Genomic DNA, 26,709 nt, shown 5'->3' with positions numbered 1-26,709 from the left:
GTAGCACTCCAGGTGAACCTTTTGCTTTTACTTTCCATTCACAGTAGGATTTCTCATCCAATCTTCAATTGTATCCCTTATCTCATACCGATTTTTGGAATATATCTCTCGAATAACTTCCCAAGACTCATTAACTTGTACCAGTCTATATTGACCAGTGATTTGACCGTCTGGATACCAGCCTAAGTCAATAATAATTTTTTCACTCTTTGGTATTACCCAACCCCCATCTACAATATTCATCATTTCGATTTGTAAAATATCTTCGGTGAAATACTGCCAGTTTTCAATAAATCCATCTCCTGTCTTACAGACTATTGGTTCTACATCTACAAATTTATTGAAGCAAATAGCAAATCCCATTGGTATTCTGAGTGGTATTAGAGACATTTCATTACCTACCTCAATTCTGGATAATAGGTTTCTATGGCTAAAAACCCCTGCTCATATTAAGCCATTCTTCGTTATTCCAAAGTACAGACAGTGCACCCACAGGTTGTATTTGTAACTGAGGGTCACTAGAATGCAAAAAAGCCATCAGCTTCTTTTGATTTTCAACAAGTAATCACCAAGAATTATTTTGGATAATGTCCAGCACGTGGAACGCTATATCTTTATCCCGTTCATTGAATTTATCGAAGTTCTTGAAGACAAGTACCAAGCCTTCGCCACTAGGAACTATATCGGAAAGACAATCGTTAAAAGCATCTAGGCTTTTCCCGTAGAAATCTGGGAACTCTAGAGTATTACCTATTTCCAAAAGACAGTTGTTCTTATCCCAAGATTCACAGTCAAGGAGATATACGTCAAAACCTTCTGCTCTTATATTTTCAATGTATTTTTCTTATATGCTTTGTCTCCAAAACATAACGATAGAACCATTCATCATCAACGTCTTCCATAATACTTCTCGTTCCATCTCTCTCCTCCCAAACAGCTTTCGTCAGAACAATGACCTAAACCCATTGTACCATATGTTGGTATTTCGCTTTTCGTATCGATAATATTTTATGTCTAGCTGTAAACCACCCCCGAGTGTCCTATGGCATCCAACTCCCGCTCCCTTGTGAAGACAAAAAAATACCCTCTCGATGAAGAGAGGGCAATCCCACATTAACTTCTCATTCGTTATTTCCGTTCCAAACTAACAGTGACCAGTACTCCACATGACTGATCTAAGGGGACATATTTTCATCAATGGTTAATTTGATTTAGAAGAAGATTGACGAAAAGGGGTAAGAAACGCCTTGGGAATATCGGTTTCGAAACGCAATGTCTGACCTGTTGTAGGATGGATAAAAGCTAACACTTGAGCATGAAGACCAAGTCGTTTCATTGCATTTGACTTCGAGCCATATTTTTTATCCCCTACAATGGGATGTCCTATGTCTTGCATGTGGACTCGTATTTGATTTTTTCGCCCGGTTTCAAGTCGGACCTCCGATAAGGTAAAGTTGCTATTGGATTGTATGACTTTATAATGCGTCACAGCGTGTTGACCGTCATTCGGACGATGACTGGAATACATTTTCAGGGTGCTGCTTTCTTTCAGCCAAGAAGAAATGGTGCCTTCCGTTTTCTTGATCTTTCCTTCAACCAATGCAACGTATGTACGTTCCTTTACGGTGTCGTGCCAGGAATTCTGAAGCAATTGCTGAATCCTCTCGCTCTTGGCGAACATCATCACACCGGAAGTATCTCGATCCAGACGATGGACGACAAAAACCCTGCTTCTAGGATCTTTAGCTCGAACATGAGCCATTAGCTGCCGGTAGGCTGTCAGATCGTTTTCTTGAGGGGAAGCGATCGACAGCAAACCGGCATTCTTGTGAATGACGATGATATCCTCGTCCTCATGCAGGATAGATAGCCCGACGAACGGAGATTCTTCAACAGCCTTATCCTTTCGAATGGTAACCGTTTGTCCAGGAACAAGGGGACAATTGTATTCTGTCACTACCCGATCGTTGACCGTTACTTGCCCGCGGGCTAATATGGCCTTAACGGAGTTTCGACCGAGTTTGGATTGTTTCTGCAATAAAAAAAGCAGCAGTTCCGTCGGTTCTTTGACCGTATATTGACTGATATTGGGACGATTGACTTTCGAGTTGTTCGTTTTTTTCTTATGCATCATCAGGACCTCCTGCTTCAGTTGACTAGTGAACAGTACTCAACCTGGCTCGTTTGCGGGAACATATCCACGGGCTGCACCGACTCGATCCGGTACCCGCTCGGCCGCCTCCGCCTTCACTTCCTCCGGCAGCGCCCGCAGGCTTCTGTTCGTGCCGTTCGTTCATGATCATGCTCCGCCTGTTTGGTGTCGAATTTACTATAGCACGTGCGTATCCGGGATGCCAGAATGGAGGAGCCCTCTCGGAATGGATGAACCAAGAGAACACACTTCAATAATCTAGTCCAAATTCCCCACGTCCAAACGAAATGACTAAAATCGTCAGTTGTTCCTGCCGATAACCATACTAGAGTCTAGCTTGCCTTGAGAAGCGCATCACATACGGATCCGGAAGAGGAGGAATCCTGCGGGGGAAGCCAATCCCGCTCCATACCCAATTCTCTCTTAGTAGGGCCTAATGCCCATAACGTCGAAAGGATGCCGCCCATGTCGCAGAAAACCACCTTCAACTTCACCCGCGTCACCACCATCAATTACTTTATCCTTCTCGGATGCTCCCTGTTCTTTGCCCTGGAAGCCCCCTTCATGCACGGACGAGAAGTCGGACTTCGCATCTCGATGATCATGGCGCTCACCTGCTTGATCGGGACGCTTGTCTACTTTGGCTTCCGCTTTAAGCTATTGCCGGATGTCGTGGCCGGGACGCTCATTCCCCTTGCACCCACAGCCATTGCCATCGTACTGCTCTTCGTCGAGCAAGGAACCCCGCGCTATTACCTCGCCTTCCCCGCCGCCCTTGTTTCATCGGCGCTTTACTTCCGACGGGACATTTTGTTCGCTTATACCGTATGCTTGAATGCCGCGCTCATCGCCTGCTATGTCATCGATCCGACCGCCATGATGGGACCGGACCATGCCACCACCGATTTCGTGATGCGGCTTGCCCTCCTGAACGGAACCGCTGTCTACTTGACCTACCTGACCCAATCCGGGAAGCGGTTAATTGAGGAGAGCAAAAAACGGGAAGAGGAAGCCGGCAAGCTCTACGCTTCTCTTGAACAAGCCATGGACGAAATCCGTACGCGCACCGACCAATTGAACGCCAGTGTCAGCACCAGCAACGCGAACATTACTGGAACGAGAGAGGTCAGCGAATCCGTTGTCGTTGCCGTTCAAGAGATTGCCCGCGGCGTCGAACAGGAAGCGGGAAGCCTGAACCACATCAACGCCTCCATCGTCGAGGTGGATCAACTCGTGCGAGGCATCCACGACTCCTCTCAATTAACCCGCAACGATTCGCAAAAGATGAACGACCTCGTCGGGCAAGGAACCGTCGCCGCATCGAGCCTGTCGGAACAGATCACGGTGGTGCAGGGGGCTATTGAATCCGCTCTGAATACGGTGACCCAGTTGAATAATCGCATGAACGAGATCACGACGATCCTGCTCTCCATCTCCTCCATCTCCAACCAGACGAATCTCCTCTCGTTGAACGCTGCGATTGAGTCCGCTCGCGCCGGAGAGGCTGGAAAAGGCTTTGCCGTCGTCGCTTCGGAGATTCGCAAGCTCGCGAATCAAACGGGCGAAATGACCGAGCGGATTCAGGACATCGTCCGCGAAATGGTAACCGTCAGCCAGGATGCCCTCACCGATGTGCAAAAGGGCTACGCCGCCTCGGAGCAAGGAGCCGCCCTTACCGTCAACTTCCGTGATGGCTTCCGCGTCATCGAAACGAACTTCACGGAGATTTATGGGCGCATCCGCAAGGAGGCGGAGCTGATCGACGAGATGAACCGCCAGTTCGTCACCATTCGCGACCAGGTAGGCGAGATCGCCAGCATTACCGAGGAGCATTCCGCGACCACCGAGGAAGTGCTCTCGTCCATCGAGGAGCAGAATAGCCGCATCATCAGCTTGGACCGTGAAATGGCCGAGATCCGCGTTGTCTCCGAGAAGCTGGGAGACATGGCGCGTCTGGCAGGCTGATCCGAGCAATGCGAGTTTCGCGGACCGGCTGCCGTCCGGTCCGTCTCGAAAGCCGCGGCTGCACCCGGTGCATCGCCGCCAGCATCCAACGCAAAGGAAGCCGTTGCCCCTCCTTGGGAGGAGAGCAACGGCTTCTTTGTGCGTATGCGGCGGCTGACCGCCAGCAGCGCGCAAGATATGCGGCCGCGGTTAGCGCTTCGCCTGTGGACGCGGGCCGCGCGAAGCGCCGGGCGCAGTCGGCTTCGGGTCCGGCCAGATCGACGACCGATCGCGAGCCGGGGCGGCGTCACCGCGGGGCCGCTCACGGCGCGGCTGCTCGCTTTGCGCGCGTCCCGCGCCAGCGGGCCGGTCAGGCCGCGACGTGCCGCCGGATGGCCGCTTGTTCGCGGAAGCGCCGCCGGGCGCTCCTGCGGGCCGGCCGCTCCGGGCGGACGCCGGCTTTCCGGCTGCCTGCCGGGGGGCGCCTTGTCCACCGCGACCGCCTCGGCCGCCGCCCTTCGGAGCCTCCGCCGGAGCAGGCGTCAGGTTCACCATCGGGTACGGATGATCCGTTACCTCGGGGATCACCTTGCCAATCAGCTTTTGAATATCCTTCACGTAGGGAATTTCCTCCGCCTCGCAGAAGGAAATCGCCACGCCGCTGTTCCCTGCGCGTCCCGTCCGTCCAATGCGGTGGACATACGTCTCGGGGATGTTCGGCAGGTTGTAGTTGATAACATACGCCAGCTCTTCGATGTCGATGCCGCGGGCAGCGATGTCGGTCGCGACCAGCACCCGCGTGGCGCCGTTCTTAAAGTTCTGAAGCGCCGCCTGGCGGGCGTTCTGCGACTTGTTGCCGTGAATGGCTTGGGCGGTGATGCCCGCTTTTCCAAGATCGCGGGCAACCCGATCCGCTCCATGCTTCGTACGCGTGAAGACGAGCACCGAATTTATGGAGCGATCATCAAGCAGGAGCTTCAACAGCTTGGTTTTGTTCTCCTTGTCGACGCGGTAGAGCCGCTGCTCAATCACGTCCACTGTCGAGGAGACTGGGTGAATTTCAATCTTCACCGGGTTCACGAGCAGCGATTTGACCAGATTCGAGATCTCCAGCGGCATCGTAGCCGAGAAGAACAGCGTCTGCCGCTTTGCCGGAAGCTTTGCGATGACCCGCTTCACGTCATGGATGAAGCCCATGTCGAGCATGCGATCCGCTTCATCGAGCACGAGAATCTCAATGTGCGACAGGTCCACATGCTTTTGGTTGACGAGATCGAGGAGCCGTCCCGGCGTAGCGATCAGGATGTCGGTTCCGCGCTTCAAGGCGTCCTCTTGCGGCTTTTGGGATACCCCTCCGACCACGACGACGGATTTCAGCCGCAGGTGCTTCGAATACACCTTCACGTTGTCGGCGATCTGGATCGCCAGTTCCCGTGTAGGGGTCAGAATAAGAGAGCGGATCCGTCGGGTCGGCCCATGGCCTCCCGTGGAACGCTCGCTTAACAGATGGAGAATCGGCAGCGCGAACGCAGCGGTCTTCCCGGTGCCGGTTTGAGCGCAGCCGAGCAGATCGCGGCCTGCGAGGACGGCCGGAATGGCTTGTTCTTGAATAGGCGTCGGCGCGGTGTAGCCCGCGTGATCCAGTGCCTTGAGGATGGGCGATAGAAGGTGCAGGTCTTGAAACGTCATGAGTCTCTCCTTTTTGTAAACCACACATTCCCCTGCCGTCATGGACAAGGGACATATAAGGATACCACACTTCCCCCGGCGGATGGAAGAAGCTTGAAGCCGAACCGGCCCCTGTCCGCAAAAAAAGACCAACCAAACCCGAAACGCGCAAGCCTTGCACGCTCCCGATTCAATCGGTCTTTCTCCATTCATGGGGCAAGCTTTAGACGACTAGCGCGTCCGGACTTCCTTCCAGGTAGCCTCAAGCCAGCTGTCAAACTCCTCGCCCTTTTCCCCTTCATAGGCGTCGTACAGGTCGATCCGCATGCCCTTGAGCTTCGTCTTGAAGTCCTCGTAGCTGTGGCCTTCCGGCAAGCTCTTCTTGATGCGAACCAGGGTCTTCATCAGCCCGTCGATCAGATCGCCCTTATGGGGCTCCGGCGGGGTGACCTCTTGACCCAGCTTCTTCAACGAGAAGTAAGCCGCTTCGCGAACCTTATATACAACGTCGTTCTTCATCCGGTACGTCAACAAGCCGATGACCTTCGGGTGAGGGTGGTTTGCCAGCTCCTCCACCGTGCTCAGCCGTTCTCTCCAGCTTGATGTCCGTCCGGCTGCCGCCTTCAGCTTCTCAAATTGTTCGGGCAGTGCTTTGTTCCCTTCTTGCTCCAAACCTGACCCACTCCGTTCTGCATTAGTCCGTTAGAAAGAAGAAAGCCATCCGCAGACGGCGCTCCTTACCGGGTATTCCCTAAATAGGGTAATCCCAACTCGTTCTCACTATACCATGGAAAAGAACATTTGGTAAGATCCCCTACCGCGTGTTTGCAACCACGCTTTATCGGAACGTCTCCCGAGGCAATGCTTCTTTCTCCTCTTCCTTTTCCTCATCCTTCTCCGGGAGGATCGGGGCATTTAGAAAGCGATACGTCTTGTCGTAGACGTCCCCCGTTCCAACGATGACGATGCGGTCTCCTGCTTGCAGTTGGGCATACGGGCCGGGGGAAATGATCACCCCGTTGTCTCGACGAAGCGCGATGATCGTCGCTCCCGTGCTCTGCCAGAGGCGAATATCAGCAATGGTCTTACCGATAACGTGGGACCCTTGCTCCACCTCAACCTCCACCGGGTTATACGGGGTAAGGTTTCGCAACCGATCCGAATAGTTGATTACCTGTGCGATGAGCGTGTCGAACTTGGCATCCGTCTCTTTCTTTTCCCGCAGCAGCTGTTCCAGCTCCTGCTTCAACGAGTAAGCCGAGCCCACGTAAGCGTTGTACTGATTAAGATACTGGACAGCCTTTTCCCGGGATTCAATGGTGATCTCCTTGCCTTGGGAGACGTTCAGAATCCCTGCGTCACGGAGCAGCGAGACGGACTTGCGGATCGTCTCCGACGAAACGTGATATTGGCTGGTCAGCAGGCTACGGCCGGACAGCTTGGCCTTCTCCGGAAACTCCTGATTGGCGATGCGCTGGGCCAAATCAAGCGCGATCGATTGGTAGATGGGCAGGTCACTCATGAAGATGTCTCCTCCAGGGAAGCCGGTTTCGTGAGTTCGCCAGCGGCTTCTCCATCCGGTTTATGGTTCCATTGTAAACCATTCGGCCCCCGAAGGTCATCCACTCGTAAAGTTACAGACTGGCCGCTTCCGCAGGATGCTGACCCTGCTTCATCTGCCGATAGGCGCGAACGATGTCGGCATGCAGCGGGTGCTCCTTGGCAATACCGGTTACCTCGGTCAGCACGCGCTCCACTCCTTTTGCGGCAAGCTGAGTTTGCAACTGGACCGCTTCGTGGTCGTCCTGGGCGTCAAAGCACAGCGCAGCAGCGATGGTGCGGACAAGGCCGGGCACGGCATACCCGCTTCGATAGGCTTGAACAGCCGGATACGTGAGGCGGTCGCGCGGAGCCAGCTTACGAAGGGGAGATCGGCCGACGCGAAGGGTCGAGTCCGTCAGCTCGGGGTTGCGGAAGCGCTCCAGCACCTTCTTGATGTAAGTCTCGTGCTTTTGCGCATTCCATCCGTATTTGGCAGTCAAGTACCGGCCGGTTTCCTGCAGCGTCTCATAGACCTGCAAAAGGATTTCGGGCTGGGCCATCGCTTCCTGAATGGTGCGGCAGCCTCGTTGGTACCCGAGATAAGCGGCGCAGGCATGACCCGTATTGACCGTGAAGAGCTTGCGCTCCAGATAGGGCTCCAGCGATTCCGCATAAACGGCTCCGTCGATACGAGGGAAATCATCCAGAAGGGCGGATGAATCGATCACCCATTCGAAGAAGGGCTCAACTGTGACCGCCAGCGAGTTGCCGGGATGGCTTTGGCGAGGCACGATCCGGTCCACCGCCGTGTTCGGAAAGGCTACATACCGGTTCGCTTTGGCATGAAGGCCCGGGCGCAGGTGATCGAAGACAAGCCCCCGGAGTCGAGAGCTGGCGCCCTCCCCGTTCTCGCAGGCCATAATATGCAGCGGTCGAGGATGGGCAGCCAGACGAAGCTCGATTCCTTGGGCGATGGAGGACGCGATCTCCTCCAGAGCACGGAGTCCGACAGCCGTGGTGACAAGGTCTGCCTGGGCGATCGCTCCGGCGACCTTTTGCGGCTCCATGTTGTTGACGGCGGTCACCTTGCTTACCATCGATTTCTCCTGCTTCCGGTTTGCCAAGACGACGGGGTACGCTCCATTTTTGCGGAGCAGCGACTCCTTCCTGACGTTCCGAACGACAAAGCATACCTCGTATCCCGACGCGGACAGCATCGGCCCGATGAACCCTCGCCCGATATTTCCCGCTCCAAAATGCACAGCTTTCATCCAAACTCCTCCTCTCCCTGCTTGCGTGTTAATCAGGTTGAACGAAGACTCCCATCAGATCGAGCGTTGGATCGGCTCGGCCATGCTCTTCACGACATCGGCAAAAGGAAGCTTACCCAGGTCTTCCACTCGCCAGCGCGAATCCTCAAATTCGAGCAGCGACGTGATGCGGTTCGGGGTGATAACACAATCGATGCCCGCCGCGACTGCCGCACGCATGCCGTTGGGGGAATCCTCGATGGCGACGGCCTCCTTGGCGGTTACACCCAATCCCTCCAGTGCTTTCAGGTAGAGAGCCGGGTCCGGCTTCACCTGATCCACATCGTTTGCCGTGCGAATGCAATCGAAGAACTCGTAGAGGCCAAGCTGCTTCAGATGCCGCTCCACCCATTCGCGGTCCGAGCTCGAAGCGAGTCCCAGCTTCAGCCCCGCTTCCCGCGCCTGCTTCAGGTATTCCCGCACGCCGGGACGAAGCTGTTCTTCCTTCATCAATTCTGTATGGCGGGCTCGAACAGCCTTTCTCAGCTCATCACTATCCACGCTCAGGTTATGGTGAGTGTTCAAGTGGGTGTACGGATTGAAGGTGTGCAGGCTTGTGCCGATGCAGCCCGAGTACAGCTCTACGCTGAGGTCTACCCCATGGGCCTTGTAGCTATCTCGAAAAGCAATGTACCAAGCCGTCTCCGTATCGATAATCGTTCCGTCAAAATCGAAAATGATCGCCTTCAGCATGTTCATTCTCCTCTCCCGTTTTCGGTTATGAAATCCATTATATGCATTTCAAAGTCAACTAACAACCCGAAAAATATGACATGTTGTTAGTTAAGGCGCTTACACCCGGTATGTAACCGTTCGCAGTTTGAGAACAGGCAAGGGATTTCGGTTTTTTAATAAAAAAACTCAACCCGAGCCATGAGCAGCTACAAGTTGAGCAAGTAAAAGTGATCTATTCGATGGTGTGTGTTTGCGCGGCCAGCAGCGTTTCCACTTGTTCGGAGGGAAGAGGGCGGCTGAACAGATAGCCCTGGATCGTCTCACAGCCGAGTTCGCTCAGACGATCCCCTTGTTCCTTCCACTCGACACCTTCGGCCACCAGCCCCATGCCGATCCGTTTGCCGATCTGGATGATCTGCTCGACCAGAATGGATTGATTTCGATCGGTCAAGAGGGTGTCGATGAAGGATTTGTCGATCTTTAGTGTGGTGATCGGCAGATGAGTCAGGTAGCTTAACGAGGAATACCCGGTTCCGAAATCATCAAGCGCAATCCGGATGTTGGCCTTACGCAGCACGTTCAGCTTCGCGACGACCGCATCGTAGGATTCCATGAAGAGGGACTCGGTCAGCTCCAGCTCCAAGCATTCTGGAGGTAGCCGATATTCGAGCAAGGTCTCCATCACCTGCTGGCAAAAGTCAGGCTGCATGAGCTGCAGGAGGGAGATGTTCACCGACATGGTGACGTCCACATGTCCGAGATCGCGGAGCCGTTTCAGCTCCCGGCAGGCTCCCCGCAATACCCAAGCCCCGAGGGGGATGATGAGATGGGAGTCTTCGGCGATTTCGATGAACTTTCCCGGCGAGATTTCTCCAAGTGCGGCGCTCTTCCAGCGCATCAACGCTTCCAGACCGGTCACCCGGTTGGCCTTCATATTGAACTGCGGCTGGTAGACGAGGTAGAACTCATCCTTGTCCTTCGCCTCATGCAGGTGTTTCTCGATGATCATTCGCTCCCGGTAGCGCCGAGTCATGCCCTCATCATAGAGTACATAGGTCCCTTTTCCCGATTCCTTCGCCCGGTACATGGCGATCTCCGAGAGCTGAACCAGCTCCATGACGTCCCGTTCATGAGAGGGGTAGAGGCTGATGCCGATGCTGAACCCGATATGGTATTCGCTCCTATCGAGCGGAAGCGCCTTGCGAAATTCCAGCAGGATCATGTTGGCCAGCCGCTCCGCCTCATCGGCATAACCGAGGTCGGAGAACAGGAAGACAAATTCGTCCCCGCCAAATTGGTACAGCTCCCCGCGGTGCCCGATCAATTGCTGCAGCCTCTCACTTGCGCCAACGATGAGCGCGTTGCCGATTTCATGTCCCATGGTGTCGTTTATGTATTTGAAATTGTCGATATCCAGAAAGAGCAAAGCCCCGTAGCAGCCTTCCGCAAGCCCTTGCTTGGAGCGATCGAACAGCGCCTGCTTGTTCGGAAGTCCAGTCATGGAGTCGTGGTAGGCCAGAAATTCCAGCTTGTTCTCATTCTCGTGAATCCGATGCTGCTGGTCCTCCAACTGCTCGTACTGGATGCGCAGCTCCTCTTCGGTCGCGATGATCTCCTCATACGCCTGCTCCAATTCCTCATGGGCGAGGACCGCTGAACGATAGGCAGCCAGCCGCTGCTCATCTGTCTTCTTGATGCCGTTCAGCGTTCGGCGAATGAGCACGAAGAGCAGCCCGGCTGTCAAAAAGACAAAGAGCCAGCCCTTGGCGACACTTAGAAATTGAAGCCTTCGTTTGTCATCGACCAACATCACCAGAAATCGATCCGATAATAAAATCCAAAGCACGCCGATGATCGAATAGACCCCCGCGATGCGGAGCGCGCTGATATTGGGGTTAACCGATTGAACGTAATCCTCCTGATTCGGAAGGTGTTTCAAGATGCCGGTGCGGCCGAACATCGTTCGTGATGGTGAAAAATCGTTCCTCTTGCTTCTGTGCCGCATATGCCATCTCCTCATTAGGCCGTACCTGTCTATGTCTTCCTTCCTATCTTAGCCTGCCGGCAAGAGGACTGACAACCAAACTTTTCATAACAGTTTTCACAAAAATAATGGCGATGTTCGAACTCGATTCAAGAAAAGAAGCGACCTCCTCCGGAATGAGTCCGGTAGAGATCGCATCTTGTCATCCGGGTGTCCTTTGTCGGCGAACCGTCCATGGATTCCTCCGCCCACGCCATTTTAATCCGGGTGTGTCTCCTGAAACCAGCCCTTGCGGCCGCAGTGCGGACAAGAGAGCCGCTTCCCTTTCTTCCCTCCATTTAAAGAGAACAGGTCTCGCCGGAAGCCAATCTCAAATTTACAGCCGCAGGCAGGGCAGCGGTAGGCGTTCACCGCGGAGTGATAATAGGCAAGGCCGACGACCATGCCAATCCCAACGGCCAGCAGAAGATAAGGAAGACTCCCTCCATAGGAAACGGCCATGGGGAAGACCCCTGCTGCAAAGAGAAGAAAGCCCCCCAGGAACAAGAGTGTCATTCGGTCTGTCCTGCGATGCCGTTCCTTCCTCTTGATGAGTGCTTCCAGCTCTTCGAGAGTGTCCACCTCGATGCGTCCGGACTCCTCATGTGCTTGCAGAATCGCTTCGATCCGTTCGCGTTTGATTCGGATGTCCTCCTGCTCCTCCTCCAACCGCCCCAGTTGCCGCCGAAGCAGCTCTTGAAGCGGCCCCTGCCCGTTCCCGTCATTCGCCGGCATCAGCTTTCGAATCTCCTCCAGCGACAGCCCAAGCACCCGGTAGAGTCCGATCGTTCGAAGACGAAGCAGGTCCTCCTCCGAGTACATTCTCCTTCCACCTTCGGTTCGTCCGGATGCCTGCAGGATTCCTTCCTTGTCGTAATACTGGACGGTGCGAATGCTTACGTTGGCGCCTTTGGCCAGCTCACCGGTGGAATATGTGGTTCCCATCCCCATCACCTCGGCTCCATTGTGCCTGATGACGCTGCGTCACGAGCAAGCCCTTTTCAATAAAAAATGGCAGGCATGTACGCAATCTCTTCCGATACCGGAGACGTCTGCCCCCGCCGAAGAGCATACAGCCGCTCGTTAGCCCGCTTCCATTCATCGGTAACCTCAGCATACTCTTTGCTGCAAATATCCACCAGGCCGATGTTGTAATTCTCCCCGTCGAATCGCCCCAGGTACGGCTGGTCGTGGTACTGGAAGTAGTGGACGCCTACGCAGCAAGGAAGCGCAGCGGCTTCTTCGACATAACGGCGGATCGCGCGCCCGCGGTTCACCTGGTCGGCTGCGCCTCGAATCCCTGTGGCGGGAAGCCCGCGGTCGATGGCGCCAAAGTGAAACTCTCCGACCATCACGGGGAGGCCGACTTGATCGTAGACCTTTTGCACGGAGGAGACACAGGTTTTCTCGTAGCAGTTGATCGAGAAGATATCGAAATACGAGCTCCCGCTATAGAGAGCCGGACTGGAGATGTAGGCATACCGGATCCCGAGATTCAGGTGATGCGGATCAACCTTGCGCAGGGCGAGCGCCGGAATCTTGATGTACTCCTCGATCATCCGATGGGAGAACGCCTCCAAATCCGCCATGGCCTGCTCGGACACCTCCGGGAATTGCCCCAGCTCGAACAGCTCCTCCAACCGAGAAACGCCCGTGCCCCACGCCTCATTCAACAATGCCGGAGTCGGGTAGCGCTCCTTCAAGAAGTCGAGCAGGACGGTACGGGAGACTAGCTCGGCGGGGTTCCGCAGCAGCTCATAGCCCAGGTTCAGCCCGTCTACGAAAGCCCAGTTGGGTTCATTGGACATGAAATAGCCTATCAGGTAGCGATCATCGCAGTGCGGCTCCAACTGACAGGCGTAGGCTTCCGCTTGCTCGGCGTACTCCGCGGCAAATACATCGGGAAAATCCCGATAAATCCGATGAGAGGTGGTTGGATAGTCATCCAGCATGGCGACATACGGAAGCTTGGCTTGGCGGGCAAAGGTCAGGTCGCTCCACGCTGCCACCGTGTTCACCCTCCAATCCAGCAGGCGATGCTTGGTTATCGTGGACCAGGCCTCGTACCAGTCGTCTCCGAAAGCATGCATCAGGTTCTCCACGAGGAAGTCGCGCATTTGCCCGTCTCCGTCGGTTGGGCCCTTCGCGTTTGGATTCACGCAGTCCACCCCGCTGCTGAAGAAGGCATGGCCGTCCGGCGTTACCAGGATGTGCGCCCCGCGCTCGTCCCGATCAAGCCGGAAGAAGCCCGTCGCTTCATAGTCCTGCTCAGGTGCTCCCTGATAGGAATCCATAGCCGCCGCAAGCGCTCGTTCCGCTTCCTCGCGAAGGGACAACAGCATCCGGCTGCATTCCTCGCGGCTTGCTGTTTTGCCGAGCCAGTTCCTGCGTGCATCCTGACCGAGCTCATCGAGCAGCGATGCCGTATGGAGCTCAACGTTCGGCTCCTCATTCGCCAGTCGGACATCCCGGATGAAGAGTCGGGTTTTCTTGTGGGAAGGCGGCAAGCTGATACCCATCGCCTTCAAGCGATCGAGGTTGACGGCGTTTCCCTTGATGACCGTCTTCAAAATCCCGGGGCGACGCGGGCCGAACAAGGTTTGCCCGTCCAGGAACCGGATCGGCACACACACCGTGGTGGACACCCGGGGAAGGATGCCGACGGCGACGAACAGATCGCTTTTCTTCTCCGTATGCTCCTGCCAAAATCCCACTTCCAGACAGACCGAGTACTCTTCCCGATTCTCCACCTCGATGAGCAGATAGGTGTGCTTCCTCCATTCCTCACTGCCCTTCAACGGATACAACAGACTGCCTCCGCCTTCGGCGAATTCCACTTCGGTTCCGGTAAGCACACAGCCCTTCGGCTGCGGATTCTCCAAACGGATTCCCATGCTTCGCTTCCCCTCTCTTTTGGTGGCTTGTAAGGTAACCGGTCCCTGGATTGCATTCTCTCTTCCACTCGTCGCTCACTCTTTTGTAACCGGTTACATTTAAGTATAAAATGATTTCTTCCCTTGTCAACGAGAGATGTCTGCTCAAGTACCCGCCAAGGTGTCTACCCCGCTCGCGCTTGACGAGGACTCAAGCTTAGCGGCATCATGGAGGAAACAACCCAAAGATGAGGTGCTAGTCATGAGACAACCCCGCATCGCCGTCGTCGGCAGCCTGAACATGGACCTGGTGGTCACCGCTCCGCGGATGCCCCAGGCAGGCGAAACCTTAACCGGCGAGTCGATTCATACCATATCCGGCGGAAAAGGCGCCAATCAAGCAGTTGCCTGCGCGCGCCTCGGAGCCCAGGTCGACATGATCGGCGCGGTGGGCGATGACGCCTTCGGCCGCTCCCTCCTAAGCGAGCTCGAAGCGAACGGCGTTTCGACCGAAGCGGTAGCCCGCTTGTCGAATACCCCCACCGGCATCGCCTCGATCTTGCATACGGCAGAAGACAACAGCATCGTCATCGTGCCCGGAGCAAATGGCTGCGTCACGGCCAGTCTGGTCGAAGCGGCGGCGGAACGCATCCGCCAAGCAGACGTCCTGCTCGTCCAACTGGAAATTCCGCTGGATGCGGTTGAGGCCAGCCTTCGTATCGCCCGCGCGAACTGGGTGCGTACGATCCTGAATCCTGCGCCAGCCCGCAGCCTGCCGGACTCCATCCTTTACCTCGCCGATTATTTCACACCGAACGAGACCGAGTTCGCCTTTTTCCGTGAAGCAAGCGGCCTTGCGCCTGCATCCGACAGCGACTGGGAGCAGGCTCTAGCCGGTTGGTGGCAGCGTTATGGTCACCAGGTCATCCTCACGCGCGGCCGGGAAGGAGCCTCTACCCTCATCGGCGATCAGCCGGTGACGGTAGCAGCACCTGCCGTCCAAGCCGTGGACACGACTGGCGCGGGCGATTGCCTGAACGGCGCCTTCGGCTTCGGCCTCGCATCCGGCTGGAGCCTCGAACAGGCTCTCGCCTTTGCTGTGAAGTCCGCGTCCCTCTCCGTCACCCGCTTCGGCGCCCAAGCGGGCATGCCCACCTTGCGGGAAGTAGAGGAGGCGTAATTCCCTCTTCCTGAGACGATCCGCCACCGGAGCCGTATCCGGCAGCGGATCGTTTTGGGTTATGGAGATTTCCTTTCCGGTAGCGCTTCCATTCTTCGAAGATAAGTTCCGCTCCATCTGCTATAATGGCTATACCACCCATTATGAGGACAGCGAGAGGAGCAAGCCCATGCAGCTATCCGTGTTTTACCACCATCTGCAAGAAGCCGCCGAACAAACCGGGAGCCCCCTGGCGGACATCCTCGATCAGGCCGCAGGCTTCGGCATCTCTGCGGTTGAGCTTGACTGGGCGGACATTCGCCAAGATGCGGCCGGTCTGAGAAGCCTGCTAGCCCAGCATGGATTCACTGCTTCCAGCGTCTATGGATTCTTCGAATTCGGCCAAAAGCGCCAAGAAGAGGAAGCGGCACAATTTCTCGCAGATGCCGTCGCCGTCGGAGCAAGCAAGGTGCTTGTGATTCCGGGCTTTCTGTCTCCTGAGCAAACCGAGGAAGAGCAGGAGGCGCAGGTTGCCGCTATGATCGAAGCCGTTCAACGGCTGTGCGATGCCGCAGAGCCGCTGGGCATTACCGTGACCATGGAGGATTTCGATGACCGCCAGGCTCCGTTCGCCCGTTCGGAAGACTTGCTGAAGTTTCTGAGCGCCGTTCCCCAGCTTGGCTGCACCTTCGATACAGGCAATTTCATCTACTCGGGGGAAGACGAGCTGCGCGCCTTGGACAAGCTTGCCCCTCATGTTGTTCACGTCCACTGCAAGGATCGTTCACTGGAGCCCAATTCGGGTGAAGGGAAGCTCACCCTGACGGACAAGATGCTCTATCCAAGTCCAGTCGGTGGGGGCTGCATCGCCATTCGCGAATCCCTGCGCCGCCTGCGGGAGGCCGGTTACACCGGTACGCTCGCCATCGAGCATTTTGGCGCTCCGGATCAGCTCGCCTATATGCGCCAATCGGCTGACTGGCTGCGCAAGGCATGGAAGTAGAATAGTCAAGCTTATATTCCACCAGAAATGAGGGTGTGTCATGACCGAAACCTATCAATCCTTCCAACTGGCGCTTTATTGCACCGCCGGGTGCCTGAACAAGAGCGAGGAACAGCTCGCGGAAGAGATGGCATTCTTTTTCCGGCATCTGAAGGTGGGCAAAGTCTACATAGAAAACCATCGGGGAGACACCAGCCTCAGCCGGGAACGCCTGGAGGAGCTAAAAGCGTTCTTCCTCTCGTTGGGTCTTGAGGTAGCGGGCGGCATTACGCCTACCTTGGGAACGTCCTACCGCCCCGGCTATGAGCGGATTCTCGGAGGAATCTGCTACACGGATGAAGCCTCGCGCGCCCGCCTTCGGGAAGCGGCGGAGACGGCCGCTGCCGTCTTTGATGAAGTGATTCTGGACGATTTCTTTTTCACCAATTGCACCTGTGATGACTGTCGTACCCGCAAAGGGGAGCGCAGCTGGGAGGAGTTCCGGCTTGCCCTGATGGCGGAAGTCTCCGAGAACGTCATCATTCGGCCTGCTAAAGCGGTTAACCCAAATGTAAAGGTCATCATCAAATACCCGAACTGGAACGAGTCGTTTGCTTCCGCCGGCTACAACACGGAGCAGCAGCCCACTCTCTTCGACGGAATCTATACGGGCACCGAGACCCGAGACCCGGCCATCAGCCAACAGCACATTCCTCGGTACGCCTCCTACTCGCTCATGCGCTGGATGGAGAACCTGGACCCGGGGCGCAACGGAGGCGGGTGGTTTGATGCCTACGACTGCACCTACACCGACTATTACCTCGAGCAGGCCAACCTGACTGCGTTCAGCAAAGCGCGCGAGCTGACGCTGTTCTGCTACCACCTCCTGCTGGATCACCCTTACGTGCCGGCACTCGGCTTCCAACTGGACAAGCTGGACGACGTGACCGCTCGTCTCGGAGAGCCCATCGGGGCGCTTGTGTACAAGCCTCACCACGCGCGGGGAGAAGATCACCTGTACGACCTGCTCGGCATGGCAGGCATCCCGCTGGAGCTGACCCCGTTCTTCCCGGACGCCAGCAAATCCGCGAGGACGCTCCTCCTGTCCGCTCCAGCAGCTGCAGACGAGGCCATTCTCGAGAAGCTCAAAGGATACCTGCAAGAAGGCGGCCATGCCGTCATGACCTCCGGCTTCGTCTCGGCCATGGCGGAGCGCGGCATCACGGAGCTGGTTCCAATCCAGCTCACCGGCGCCAGCCTGACAGCAGAGCAGTACGCATTGGAGACGGGCATCTGCTCCTTCCAGGAATTCTACCCGGCGAGTCGGAGTATCCGTTACCCCGTGTTGGACTTCGGGACGAATGCCACCTGGCAGGAGATTGTCGCTTGGCAAGGACCGACGAACTTCCCGATCCTGCTGTCCAATCCGTATGGCCGAGGTAAGATCTACACGCTCGTTATTCCAGAGCACCCGGCTGATCTTCTCCACCTGCCGGAGGCGGTTATCACCCGCATTCGCTCCGTGTTCACGGAAGGACTCCTTCCGTTCCGACTGATCGGGCCGGGGGACGCCGGAGTCTTCGCCTATGACAACAGCCGCTTCGTGCTGGAGTCATTCGCTCCGCATACCTCCACCTGGAAGGTGCAAGTCCCGCCCGGTACTGAGCTTCACCAGCTCACGCCGGTGAAGAACGCCCCTCCTCTGCGGGAAACGGCGGTCCTCGCGGACGGCTTACGCGAGTATGCGATCCAGCTTCCTCCTTCCACCTACGCCGTTTATGAGTGGGCCGATTCCTCAAGCCGTTCCACGAAATAGAACGAGAACAGCCGCACCGGGCTTGTCGGTGCGGCTTTGTTTTTCGTCTCGGTGACCTTCCTCCGAAAACACAATCCGTTTTTAAAGAAAAAGCGCAAATCAGCGTTTACAGAGACCTTCTCCTGCTATAAAATTATACTAATCCAATCGGAATTATTCATAAGGAGGCAGGGTCATGACAGCTCGCAAAATTCCCGTTCCTTACGTCAAAGCCAATCAGACCGGAATCGTCTTGTTCGTGATCGGCGCGTTTGCTTTCCAACAGCCCTGGGTGCTGGCTGCACTCTGGCTTATTCAGGTAATCGGCCTCGCCAGTGCAGGCAAAGCCAATCTGTTCGTGCGTCTCGCCAAGCCGTGGCTTTCCATCAAGGGCTCCCGTACGGAAGCTTACGAGCTCCAGCGATTCAACAACACGCTGGCTGTTCTCTTCCTCACCCTGTCGCTCCTGTCCTTCTCCTTCGGCTTGACCCTCGCCGGTTATCTCTTTGCCACGATGCTGCTTGCCGCAGCTGGGGCGGCCCTCGCCGGCTATTGCATCGGCTGCACGATCTATTTCCAATATAAGAGGTGGAAGGCGCTGCGCAAGGTTCGTCGCCCGGCGGCCTGACGATCCAAGAGAAAAGGATGGCTCCGTTCCCCTGACAAAGGGGAAAACGGAGCCATCCTTTTTCATTTGCTGACGCAGTTGCGCCCCTTCTTCTTGGCGCGGTAGAGGGCTTTGTCCGCTTCCTTCATCACGGCGTCGGGTGTCTTCGCTGTCTCGCTGCGGTTCGAGACGCCGATGCTTACCGTAACGAAGAGCTCACGCGCCGCACGAGCCGCTCCCGAGCGTCCTTTGCGCTTGCGGGTTGAGCGAGGCTTGCTCCGCACCGTGAAGCCCCGCTTCGAGACCGTTTCGCGGAGCTCCTCCAGGTGCGGGATAGCTTCCGCCGCACTTTTGTTTTTGAACACCACGGTGAATTCTTCACCGCCATAACGGTAAGCCTTGCCCCCGCCCGGAACGTGGCGGATCACGGAGGCGACCAGCTTCAGCACATCATCCCCGGTATCGTGTCCGTGGGTATCGTTGAACTTTTTGAAAAAATCGATGTCCAGCATCGCGATGCTGTAGGAGAAGCCCAGCTTCAGCAAGTCCTGCTTGAGCGCGCGGCGCGAGGGAAGGCCGGTCAACTCGTCGGTGAACGCCATCGAGTAGGAATCCTGCAGGATCGAAGCGATGAGGAGCAGGCCGCTCAAGCCGAACCCTACCGCAAGCAGCAGGGAATCCTCATTGCCGGAACGCAAGGTATAGAGCAGTGCGGCGAGAAGCGCCAAATGGGCAAACTCCGCCGGACTCTTCCGGCTTCGGAACCGGAGCAGGAGCACCAGCGCGGCCAGCCCGAATGCCGCCAGAGCGGCTTGAGAGAAGGCCGTTGATCCCGTCAGCTTCTCTCCGAAAGGATGAAGGCGCTCCTGCCAGCGCTCCAACCACTCGGTATGATGGGCGCGGCTCAGCCAGATTATCGCTCCGGCTTGAGCAGCCAGCAGCGTGAGGCGGGAAAGGCCCCACACGCTGCCGATTCCGCGTTCACGGAAGAGGGAGAACAGCGCCGCGTTAAGCGGGATCGCCAGGCTCACGAGCAGAAACACGGCGCGAGGGTCCGGCTTCCAGTCCGGCTGACGGGAGGCTAACCAGCCGCCACCTGACAACAGGAACAGGCATGCGCCAAGCAGCAGCAGGATGAAGAATTCCCGGCTGTGATGAAACTTCCAGGCGATTATACAGCCGATGGCCAGGACGGCGTAGGGCGCTGCCTGAAGAAGATCAAGCTGCGGTTCGGTCAGGGTGTCGCTTTTTTGCAAGAACGCATAAGCAGCGAGAAGAAATAGCAAGGGAATCAGGGCCGGCAGAGCGGCTTTCAAGGTTCGTTTCACGTGGGGCTATTCCCTTCCAGGCAAAGTCGGCAGCATGCCTTCCGGCATGATGCGCACTCTCTAGTTATCGGCGCAAGCCCCTCTTGCGCTTAATGCTTATCGCTCGCGCAGGATCAAATGAGCGGCCAACTGCCGCAGGAAACTGATCCGGCGGGGAATCCGTCCGATCTCATCCATGGCGAACGCATAATGACTCCACATCTGCTGTCGTGCTTTCGGAGAGCCGAGCAAGGTGACGAAGGTCGTTCGCCCGTTCGCAGCATCCTGCCCCACCGGCTTGCCCAGAACTCCGGCGTCGCCTTCGGCATCAAGCAGATCATCCTTGATCTGAAAGGCGATGCCGATGTGATAGGCGAACTGGGTGAGCGCCTCGATTTCGGTCGGGTTCGCACGAGCGAGGATCGCTGGCATGACGAGGCAGGCTTCAAAGGCGATGCCTGTTTTGTAGAAGCAGATTCGGTTCAACTCATCGTAGGACAGGCTTCGCCCGCTCATTCGCAAATCCAGCGCCTGGCCCATGCACATCTCCTGAGCTTTGCGGGAGGAGTAGTTCATGAGCTCCAGCACCGCCGCAGGATCGAAGCTGCTGAGCGAGGATTGGTCCTGGACCGCCTTTTGCAGCAGGAAGAGTCCGGTCAGCTCTGCCGTCGAGCTGTCATATTGCTCGTGCAGGGCAGCCCTCCCACGGCGCATGGAGGAGTTGTCCTGCGAGGGCAAGTCGTCGAAGATCAGAGAGGCTGTGTGCATGTATTCGAGCGAACGCAGCAGCGGCAGCAGCGCCTGCTCCGAAAGGCCGTATTCCCGGACCCCCATGAACCAGGCCAGAATCGGCCGGAGCCGCTTGCCGTCCCCTTGGAGGCTGTAGTTTGCCGCTTCTCGCAGCGGTTCCTGTTCACCGCTGAACGCGGCATGAGGCGGAATCGGCAGGATGGCATCGATTCGCTCGCGTACCGTGCGAAGCGTCTCGTGAAAGTCCTCCTGCTCCAGCTTGCTGCTGCGAAGCTGACCGACCATCCGGTCGCGCACGAGCTTATCCAGAAAGTCGACATCTCCAGCCTCGCGCACCATACGTTGAAGCAACGGGGCGAAGTCCTCCATTCCTCCCGTCAGCTCTTCCATTAAAGCGCGGTACCCCTCTTCGCCCAGACGAACCTTGCAGCGCTTGAGCCCGTTGATCGCCCGATCGAGCAGCACCTCCCGCGTCATCGCATCGGAGCGATAGACCTCATGAAGCAGGTAAGCGATGACCGTCCAATACAGCTCAAACGGGTTCAAGAGGTCCGGTCTCTTGTCTTTGTAAGTCAAATAGTACGTATAGGGGGTCACCGCTCCCGCCGCCAAATCCTCATACAGGTCGGCAAAATCATCCGAGAGCTGGTTGTAGATGCCGTAATAGAAGGTTCTCTCCTCCACTACTTCGCTCGTAGCAGTGTGCAGCACGGAGCGAACGATGGACCGGGAAGAGGCGGACTTGGTCATGATCGGAAGATACAGATCTTCATTTGTATAACCCGGATAAGAAAGAGATTTGGTTCGATCCACTTCCTGTGCCTGATAGAACACGTACGCCTGCTCGAAAAAGTACTGCTGCGTCTCCTCCCGCTGCTGATCGCGGATGAATTCGAACGCTTCCTTCAGCTCCGCATAGACATAGCGCATCAAGAAGAGGTTCTCCTCCCGCCAATCCCCCCAGAGGGTCCAATCCGGGACTTGCCCGGTTACCAGCGACTCGCGCAGGATGCTGGATACCTGCTCCTTCTCCCGGGCGTCCAGCACCTGTGCGTCGAGGAGGTCATCCACGAACGGGTAGGTGAGCCCGTACGAATAGCCGATGCGAATGGCTTCATCCAGGCGAGCGGAGCGTTCGGCCGGGGGCGTCCCTTCTTCCAGCTCGTCGAAGACATGCAAGAGCACCCCCAGGATGATCTTGATCAGCTTCCGCTGGGCATGCTCGGGATTCATTCCCTCCGGAATGTGCTCCCCTGCCCTTTTTAGCTTGCCGATCACCCAGATGACCGCATCCTCGACTCCTTCCTTCTGCCCCCAACGGTACAAGCCGTCCAGGTCCATCATCGAAGAGAGATTGTTACTTTCCTTAGGTGAAGTCGAAAGGAGGTGCGTCTTGATGTCCTCCACCGCTCTTCTCGTCTGAAGACGGGTGGCGGGATCGTCGAGGGCTTTGCCAAGATCCCTCAAATAAATATAAGAGATGCTCCGGTCCAGGTAAGCATCCAGCTTGTCGTGTCGCTTAAGCCAATCGAGATAGAGGCCCACGTTGCCGGTATCCGGGGTCCTCATCCTGCGAATCCAGCGGAGGAGTCTTGGTGTTCGGCGCACATGTTCCTTCTGCCACAATCGAAAATCATGGGTTAAATGCGGAATATAAGCCTTTTTCGTTACGTTATCGGATAACAGAGACAAATAGCGGGCAGCCCTCTCCTCCGCTTGCTTCCAGCATCGGTCAGGCTCAACGAGATTGAGGTTCGGGGGGGTGGGCATGCGTTCTCTAGTCCTCTCCTGTTGCTTGTTCAATTCTCATCGTGTAATGAAAGGTGCTGAGCTACTAGTACGGGGAAAGCGTCTTTTGGTTGCGGGCTGCAAATCCAAGATTCTTCTCCTGAGGCATAAAAAAAGGAGCCCGTCTCATCGAGCTCCTCCAGGCATCCGGTTACTTCAGGACAGCGTTCGCGAGCAGTCGGTCCAGCTTGCGGATGTCGACGCCTTTTTGCAGCTTGATCTTGATGTGCCCCGCACGGGTCCACATTTCAAGCTCGGAGGTGAAGTCCAAGAGCCGTCCGGCATTTTCACTCGACCACATGTTGATGACAGAGTACGGCAAGGAGTAAACCTCCACCTTTTTCCCGGTCAGGCCTTGAGCATCGCGGACAATCAACCGCTTGTTGGTAAAGATAGCGCTGTCCCGGAAGGTTTTATAGGCCGCTACCGCCACCTCTCCCTCCACCAGCAATTCAGTCACATCATTAGGAATTGGACATTCTGACACCAGCACCCATTCGAGAATCGCGTTCGTATCCGCCATTACCCTTGCCTCCTAAGAGATAGATTCCTCGAATGAATTCTACGTCTGTCAAAATAATCCTTCTTTCTGCATTTTTTTCATTTCATGTGTGCTCAAAGGAAAGCCATGACCAGGAGAAGAGGCACCAGGAAGGCAACGTTGATCAGGGTAAAAACCGCTAAATAGCGGCCTGGAGGATACTCCCGACTGTAGAGCCGGTAGGAGATGAGGCTCGCGAGCGAAGCGACAACCGTACCGAGCCCGCCGACCGACACCCCGATCAGCAGCTCCCGGTAATGCGGCGTAAAGCTAGCAAGCAGCACGGCGGCGGGAACGTTGCTGATGATTTGGGACAAGCCGACAGAGGTGAAGAGCACCGCCTTCGGGGTTCCGAGCAAGGCAACCAGTGCTTCCCGAACGACCGGGATGCCGGTCAGGCTGTCAGTGAACAGAAAGAACAGCACGAAGGTTCCGAGCAGTAGATAATCCGCCCGGCGAAACAGCTTCGGCGCAAGGAACGCGAGGAGGAGGACCGTAACGCCGGCGGCTAGCCACACGCTCAACACGCGGAAGACCGCGAGCAGCGTCAGGACAAAGGCTGCGGTAGCGGCCGTTAGGAGCAGCGGACGGCGAACGGCCGTCTTCTCTCGCTGCACGGGATACGGCTCCCCGCGATTAAGCAGATGATTCGCCGCGACAAGCAGGACGATGGAGCCTGCGCCGAGCGGCGCCATGATGATGAAAAATTCCGCGGGGCTCATCGAATAGTACGCATACAGGAACAGGTTCTGCGGGTTGCCGAACGGCGTGAGCGCCGAGAAGAGGTTCGCGGCCAGCGTCTCCAGAATCACGAGAAGAAAGGGATCTCGGCCGCTCATCCGAGCCATGAGGAGGGTCAGCGGAACGACGGTGAGCAGCGCCACATCGTTCGTGACGAACATGGCCAGTACTCCCGTCGCGGCGATCATGGCGAGTCCCAGCTTGCGCGGAGTGGCAAAGGCGCTGAGCGCTGCCCCCGCAACCGCCTGCAAAACGTTGCATTCCTCGTACGCCAGGCAGACGAGCATGAGCGAGAAGAGCGTGCCGATCACGCTCCAGTGAATGGCCTCCACATGAGGAGGCGAACAAAAGCCCGCAACCGCCGCCGCAAGAAAGGAGATGACGAAGACCGGTTCCTTGCGGCAGAAGGAGACGGAACGCTTAAGCAAGGCAGAGAACGTTGTCATGATGATGGCGGCTCCTCGGAAATAGTCGTGTTCTATTATAGCGAAAACCGGGGATCGCCACGACGGTTTTTTTGTGGTCGTTTCCTGGGATGATGCACCCTTCGCATAAGATTCGAATTACGGATTTGAATAGGCGGAACAAGGGACACTATTCCTAGAGCGAGTTTGCAAGCACTCTCTAAGTCGCGACATATGGTTTTACGATAATTAACTTTCGAGTATAATTAGTTGATGAACACCAAGACCCGCTACCGGAAGGAGTATACATCATGAAAGAAGGTATTGTCGAAGCCCGTCCCAAACCCAAACGTTCCCGGGCGAAAAAGATTCTTCTCGCTCTTGTGATCGTCCTTGTCGCTGTCGCCGTCGGTCTCGCTATCGCTTATCAGAATCTGACCTACGAGCCGCTGCCGGAAGCGAAGGCCGCCATGCAGAGCGATAATCGCGTCACCGTTCAGAGCGTGAAGGGAGGCCTCCTCTTTGAGCCGGCCACAGGCGACGTCCTCCAGCCAAACGTCATTTTCTACCCCGGCGGCTTCGTGAAGCCGGAGAGCTACGCCCCTTTTGCCAGAGGAATTGCTGAGACCGGTCATCGCGTATTCATCGCCAGGATGCCTTTCGAGCTTGCATTCTTCGGCCAGAACAAGGCCGACGCCTTCCTCAAGCAATACCCCGAGGATGGCTTCGTGATCGGCGGGCACTCCCTCGGCGGCGTCTTCGCTTCCCGCTATGCCGCCAAACACCTCGATTCCATATCGGGTGTCTATTTCATGGCCTCCTATGCTGATGACGGCGGCAGCTTGAGCGGCATGAACCTGAGCGCGCTGCAGATGACCGCGACAAAGGATGCCATCCTCCAGCAAGATAAGTGGGAAGCCGCCAAAACCAATCTGCCGGCGGATACAACCTATGTCTCCATCGAGGGAGGCAATCACGGTCAGTTCGGCACCTACGGGAAGCAAAAGGGGGACAACGATCCCTCTATTACAGCCGAGCAGCAACGAGAAGAAGTCATTCAGGCGATGACGGCCTGGTTGAAGGGGATTCAGTAATGCATCCATGCGTTGAATAAAACCTTGCTTTGATCAAAAAGGGAGAGGGACCCAGAGTCCCTCTCCCTTCTAGTTTTTCCTGGACGAAGTCGGTTTCAGCAAGCCCAGGAGGAGGATGTCGCCCATTGCCTGAATGCCCGACTCAAAGGTGATCTGATTCTTCGTCATGTATTCGTAATCCAAAAGCCGGTTCAGCGTCTCCTTCACCATGAGCCGGAGGATGACCGGGTTTACCTCTCTCAGCTCTCCAGCCTGTACGCCTTCTTCAACCAACTGGATCAGGGGATTCCAGAGCGAATCCAGGTTACGCTCCACCTTCGCCCACAAGTCCGGGTAATGGCGCCGAAGGTCAACCGCATGACGAGTGATGGAGCCGATGCTGTAGGCATCCGGAGCTCCGCAGAGGATTTTTTTCAGCTTTTCCGCGATAGGCAGGTTCGGGTTCTGAAGGATTTCCTCGTCCGCCTTCATCATGTCGGCAAACACATAATCGATCGTTTGGTCGATCATGTCCTCCTTCCCGGTAAAATGGGTATAGATCGTCCTCTTGCTGGTTGCCAGCTCTCTTGCCAGATCCTCTGTCGTGAATCGCGTCCCCTTGCTCTCGAACAAGGTCAAGAGCGTGAGGTACACGTGATCGTCGCGATTTGCTGTCATCTTCTTTTCCTTCCTTTAGGGAATGCCCCAGGCTCTCTTCGTTCATGATTTCCCTGCATTTCCTTGCTCAAAGGGGCAGCGGCTTCACCATTCGGAACAGGTGATACGGCTTTTTCTTGATGACCTGAACCACTCGATACCCCATCCGCTCGTAGAGCTTTACCGCCTGATCATTCTCACTCCGTACCGACAGGGAGGTCTTCTTGAATTGCTTCGATCGGGCCAGTTCCTCGGCATGGTGCAGGAGCTTCGTGCCAATCCCGAAGCCTCTCGCCTCGGGAAGAGCCGCCAAGGCAGCGATATGAAACTCCCCCTCAAAAGCATCCTTGATCGACAGCAACGCCAGCGATTCACGCAGGTTCCGGAGGGAATACTGCACGAATGACCACCCGTTCAGCTTGAGCAATTCCTGGACTACCTTCCACGTTAACCGGTCGACTTCCTCCGCCGGCATGCAAATCATCATCCCCGCCGTCTGCCCGTCCAACCGGGCTTCAAACGCATACCGATGGCTGAATCGATTGAATTTGTGCCTCCAGAGATGCTGCAGGGTGCGCTCGACGACAGACGGCTCCTTCGAGCCCGCCACCGGGTAAGCCATGTAATCGAGCGCCATGGCAGCCAGCTTGCCTCCGACAGAAGACTCCGCACTTGCTTGGTGGATCATTACAGCCTTCATAGGAATCCCTCCAGTTTG

Annotated in this window: 23 protein-coding genes; 6 read left to right on the top strand and 17 right to left on the bottom strand. The window is 56.2% G+C overall.

The features are described 5' to 3' along the window. Positions 1-27 precede the first annotated feature (27 nt). The 3 genes from AAFN83_RS12700 to AAFN83_RS12690 form a co-directional block, all read right to left on the bottom strand. On the bottom strand, positions 28-390 hold the full coding sequence (locus AAFN83_RS12700) for a hypothetical protein (RefSeq protein ID WP_347769873.1): 363 nt from the start codon (positions 388-390) through the stop codon (positions 28-30). A gap of 175 nt (positions 391-565) precedes the next feature. Further along, complete coding sequence (locus tag AAFN83_RS12695) at positions 566-826, bottom strand: barstar family protein (protein WP_347770212.1); 261 nt, start codon at positions 824-826, stop codon at positions 566-568. A 375-nt stretch (positions 827-1,201) separates the two neighbouring features. Further along, positions 1,202-2,134, bottom strand: coding sequence for an RluA family pseudouridine synthase (locus tag AAFN83_RS12690; RefSeq protein ID WP_481810508.1), 933 nt, complete (start codon positions 2,132-2,134; stop codon positions 1,202-1,204). A gap of 483 nt (positions 2,135-2,617) precedes the next feature. Here AAFN83_RS12690 and AAFN83_RS12685 point away from each other — a divergent pair, with 483 nt between their 5' ends. Beyond that, positions 2,618-4,117 (top strand): methyl-accepting chemotaxis protein, encoded by a 1,500-nt coding sequence (locus tag AAFN83_RS12685; RefSeq protein ID WP_347769869.1) that lies wholly within the window; start codon positions 2,618-2,620, stop codon positions 4,115-4,117. 189 nt (positions 4,118-4,306) lie between these two features. Here AAFN83_RS12685 and AAFN83_RS12680 read toward each other — a convergent pair whose 3' ends face one another. The 8 genes from AAFN83_RS12680 to AAFN83_RS12645 all read right to left on the bottom strand — a co-directional run bounded on the left by AAFN83_RS12680 (position 4,307) and on the right by AAFN83_RS12645 (position 14,208). Continuing rightward, complete coding sequence (locus AAFN83_RS12680; protein WP_347769867.1) at positions 4,307-5,785, bottom strand: DEAD/DEAH box helicase; 1,479 nt, start codon at positions 5,783-5,785, stop codon at positions 4,307-4,309. Between the two features lie 210 nt (positions 5,786-5,995). Next, entirely contained in the window at positions 5,996-6,436 is a 441-nt protein-coding gene (locus AAFN83_RS12675; RefSeq protein WP_347769865.1) for a HEAT repeat domain-containing protein, read from the bottom strand. 166 nt (positions 6,437-6,602) lie between these two features. Then, positions 6,603-7,286 carry a GntR family transcriptional regulator gene (locus AAFN83_RS12670; RefSeq protein ID WP_347769863.1) on the bottom strand — a complete coding sequence of 228 codons (684 nt, stop codon included), beginning with the start codon at positions 7,284-7,286 and terminating at the stop codon, positions 6,603-6,605. A 112-nt stretch (positions 7,287-7,398) separates the two neighbouring features. Beyond that, on the bottom strand, positions 7,399-8,577 hold the full coding sequence (locus tag AAFN83_RS12665; protein ID WP_347769861.1) for a mannitol-1-phosphate 5-dehydrogenase: 1,179 nt from the start codon (positions 8,575-8,577) through the stop codon (positions 7,399-7,401). A 54-nt stretch (positions 8,578-8,631) separates the two neighbouring features. Continuing rightward, positions 8,632-9,309, bottom strand: coding sequence for an HAD family hydrolase (locus AAFN83_RS12660; RefSeq protein WP_347769859.1), 678 nt, complete (start codon positions 9,307-9,309; stop codon positions 8,632-8,634). A gap of 214 nt (positions 9,310-9,523) precedes the next feature. After that, positions 9,524-11,296, bottom strand: a complete 1,773-nt coding sequence (locus AAFN83_RS12655; protein WP_347769857.1) for a putative bifunctional diguanylate cyclase/phosphodiesterase — start codon at positions 11,294-11,296, stop codon at positions 9,524-9,526. A gap of 237 nt (positions 11,297-11,533) precedes the next feature. Further along, the gene (locus AAFN83_RS12650) at positions 11,534-12,259 is read right to left on the bottom strand and encodes a MerR family transcriptional regulator (RefSeq protein ID WP_347769855.1); all 726 of its coding nucleotides are present in this window, start codon (positions 12,257-12,259) and stop codon (positions 11,534-11,536) included. A gap of 56 nt (positions 12,260-12,315) precedes the next feature. Next, entirely contained in the window at positions 12,316-14,208 is a 1,893-nt protein-coding gene (locus tag AAFN83_RS12645) for a hypothetical protein (RefSeq protein WP_347769853.1), read from the bottom strand. 241 nt (positions 14,209-14,449) lie between these two features. Between AAFN83_RS12645 and rbsK the strand changes: the two genes are divergently transcribed. The 4 genes from rbsK (at position 14,450) to AAFN83_RS12625 (ending at position 18,751) form a co-directional block, all read left to right on the top strand. Continuing rightward, complete coding sequence (rbsK, locus tag AAFN83_RS12640; protein WP_347769851.1) at positions 14,450-15,367, top strand: ribokinase; 918 nt, start codon at positions 14,450-14,452, stop codon at positions 15,365-15,367. Positions 15,368-15,536: 169 nt separating this feature from the next. Beyond that, positions 15,537-16,349: a sugar phosphate isomerase/epimerase family protein gene (locus tag AAFN83_RS12635; RefSeq protein ID WP_347769849.1), complete on the top strand. Its 813-nt coding sequence runs from the start codon at positions 15,537-15,539 to the stop codon at positions 16,347-16,349. A 40-nt stretch (positions 16,350-16,389) separates the two neighbouring features. Next, positions 16,390-18,144 carry a permease gene (locus AAFN83_RS12630; RefSeq protein WP_347769847.1) on the top strand — a complete coding sequence of 585 codons (1,755 nt, stop codon included), beginning with the start codon at positions 16,390-16,392 and terminating at the stop codon, positions 18,142-18,144. A gap of 175 nt (positions 18,145-18,319) precedes the next feature. Then, positions 18,320-18,751 carry a DUF4395 domain-containing protein gene (locus tag AAFN83_RS12625; protein WP_347769845.1) on the top strand — a complete coding sequence of 144 codons (432 nt, stop codon included), beginning with the start codon at positions 18,320-18,322 and terminating at the stop codon, positions 18,749-18,751. Between the two features lie 62 nt (positions 18,752-18,813). Here AAFN83_RS12625 and AAFN83_RS12620 read toward each other — a convergent pair whose 3' ends face one another. The 4 genes from AAFN83_RS12620 to AAFN83_RS12605 form a co-directional block, all read right to left on the bottom strand. Next, positions 18,814-20,058: a GGDEF domain-containing protein gene (locus tag AAFN83_RS12620; protein ID WP_347769843.1), complete on the bottom strand. Its 1,245-nt coding sequence runs from the start codon at positions 20,056-20,058 to the stop codon at positions 18,814-18,816. A 96-nt stretch (positions 20,059-20,154) separates the two neighbouring features. Next, entirely contained in the window at positions 20,155-22,557 is a 2,403-nt protein-coding gene (locus AAFN83_RS12615; RefSeq protein WP_347769841.1) for a polyprenyl synthetase family protein, read from the bottom strand. Positions 22,558-22,726: 169 nt separating this feature from the next. Further along, the gene (locus tag AAFN83_RS12610; protein WP_347769839.1) at positions 22,727-23,098 is read right to left on the bottom strand and encodes a PH domain-containing protein; all 372 of its coding nucleotides are present in this window, start codon (positions 23,096-23,098) and stop codon (positions 22,727-22,729) included. Positions 23,099-23,190: 92 nt separating this feature from the next. After that, positions 23,191-24,303 (bottom strand): SLC13 family permease, encoded by a 1,113-nt coding sequence (locus AAFN83_RS12605; RefSeq protein WP_347769837.1) that lies wholly within the window; start codon positions 24,301-24,303, stop codon positions 23,191-23,193. Between the two features lie 269 nt (positions 24,304-24,572). Between AAFN83_RS12605 and AAFN83_RS12600 the strand changes: the two genes are divergently transcribed. After that, positions 24,573-25,355, top strand: a complete 783-nt coding sequence (locus AAFN83_RS12600; protein WP_347769835.1) for an alpha/beta fold hydrolase — start codon at positions 24,573-24,575, stop codon at positions 25,353-25,355. 69 nt (positions 25,356-25,424) lie between these two features. Here the strand turns inward: AAFN83_RS12600 and AAFN83_RS12595 are convergent, their stop codons facing one another. Together AAFN83_RS12595 and AAFN83_RS12590 are read right to left on the bottom strand one after the other, a co-directional pair. Beyond that, positions 25,425-26,012, bottom strand: a complete 588-nt coding sequence (locus AAFN83_RS12595) for a TetR/AcrR family transcriptional regulator (protein ID WP_347769833.1) — start codon at positions 26,010-26,012, stop codon at positions 25,425-25,427. Positions 26,013-26,079: 67 nt separating this feature from the next. After that, a complete protein-coding gene (locus AAFN83_RS12590) occupies positions 26,080-26,691 on the bottom strand; it encodes a GNAT family N-acetyltransferase (protein ID WP_347769831.1) in 612 nt (203 codons plus the stop codon). Positions 26,692-26,709 lie beyond the last annotated feature (18 nt).

It is taken from the genome of Gorillibacterium sp. CAU 1737 (assembly GCF_039888655.1).
Lineage (GTDB): Bacteria > Bacillota > Bacilli > Paenibacillales > NBRC-103111 > Gorillibacterium.
This window is presented reverse-complemented; position numbering and strand designations above follow the sequence as displayed.

Excerpts from the sequence above, each read along its gene's own strand:
- AAFN83_RS12595 (WP_347769833.1), bottom strand. The coding sequence starts at position 26,012 with ATGACAGCAAATCGCGACGATCACGTGTACCTCACGCTCTTGACCTTG.
- AAFN83_RS12615 (WP_347769841.1), bottom strand. The coding sequence starts at position 22,557 with ATGCCCACCCCCCCGAACCTCAATCTCGTTGAGCCTGACCGATGCTGG.
- AAFN83_RS12650 (WP_347769855.1), bottom strand. The coding sequence starts at position 12,259 with ATGGGAACCACATATTCCACCGGTGAGCTGGCCAAAGGCGCCAACGTA.
- AAFN83_RS12625 (WP_347769845.1), top strand. The coding sequence starts at position 18,320 with ATGACAGCTCGCAAAATTCCCGTTCCTTACGTCAAAGCCAATCAGACC.
- AAFN83_RS12665 (WP_347769861.1), bottom strand. The coding sequence starts at position 8,577 with ATGAAAGCTGTGCATTTTGGAGCGGGAAATATCGGGCGAGGGTTCATC.
- AAFN83_RS12590 (WP_347769831.1), bottom strand. The coding sequence starts at position 26,691 with ATGAAGGCTGTAATGATCCACCAAGCAAGTGCGGAGTCTTCTGTCGGA.
- AAFN83_RS12660 (WP_347769859.1), bottom strand. The coding sequence starts at position 9,309 with ATGCTGAAGGCGATCATTTTCGATTTTGACGGAACGATTATCGATACG.
- AAFN83_RS12610 (WP_347769839.1), bottom strand. The coding sequence starts at position 23,098 with ATGGCGGATACGAACGCGATTCTCGAATGGGTGCTGGTGTCAGAATGT.
- AAFN83_RS12690 (WP_481810508.1), bottom strand. The coding sequence starts at position 2,134 with ATGATGCATAAGAAAAAAACGAACAACTCGAAAGTCAATCGTCCCAAT.
- AAFN83_RS12685 (WP_347769869.1), top strand. The coding sequence starts at position 2,618 with ATGTCGCAGAAAACCACCTTCAACTTCACCCGCGTCACCACCATCAAT.
- AAFN83_RS12635 (WP_347769849.1), top strand. The coding sequence starts at position 15,537 with ATGCAGCTATCCGTGTTTTACCACCATCTGCAAGAAGCCGCCGAACAA.
- AAFN83_RS12645 (WP_347769853.1), bottom strand. The coding sequence starts at position 14,208 with ATGGGAATCCGTTTGGAGAATCCGCAGCCGAAGGGCTGTGTGCTTACC.
- AAFN83_RS12605 (WP_347769837.1), bottom strand. The coding sequence starts at position 24,303 with ATGACAACGTTCTCTGCCTTGCTTAAGCGTTCCGTCTCCTTCTGCCGC.
- AAFN83_RS12630 (WP_347769847.1), top strand. The coding sequence starts at position 16,390 with ATGACCGAAACCTATCAATCCTTCCAACTGGCGCTTTATTGCACCGCC.
- AAFN83_RS12600 (WP_347769835.1), top strand. The coding sequence starts at position 24,573 with ATGAAAGAAGGTATTGTCGAAGCCCGTCCCAAACCCAAACGTTCCCGG.
- AAFN83_RS12700 (WP_347769873.1), bottom strand. The coding sequence starts at position 390 with ATGTCTCTAATACCACTCAGAATACCAATGGGATTTGCTATTTGCTTC.
- AAFN83_RS12655 (WP_347769857.1), bottom strand. The coding sequence starts at position 11,296 with ATGCGGCACAGAAGCAAGAGGAACGATTTTTCACCATCACGAACGATG.
- rbsK (WP_347769851.1), top strand. The coding sequence starts at position 14,450 with ATGAGACAACCCCGCATCGCCGTCGTCGGCAGCCTGAACATGGACCTG.
- AAFN83_RS12670 (WP_347769863.1), bottom strand. The coding sequence starts at position 7,286 with ATGAGTGACCTGCCCATCTACCAATCGATCGCGCTTGATTTGGCCCAG.
- AAFN83_RS12680 (WP_347769867.1), bottom strand. The coding sequence starts at position 5,785 with ATGACGTTTCAAGACCTGCACCTTCTATCGCCCATCCTCAAGGCACTG.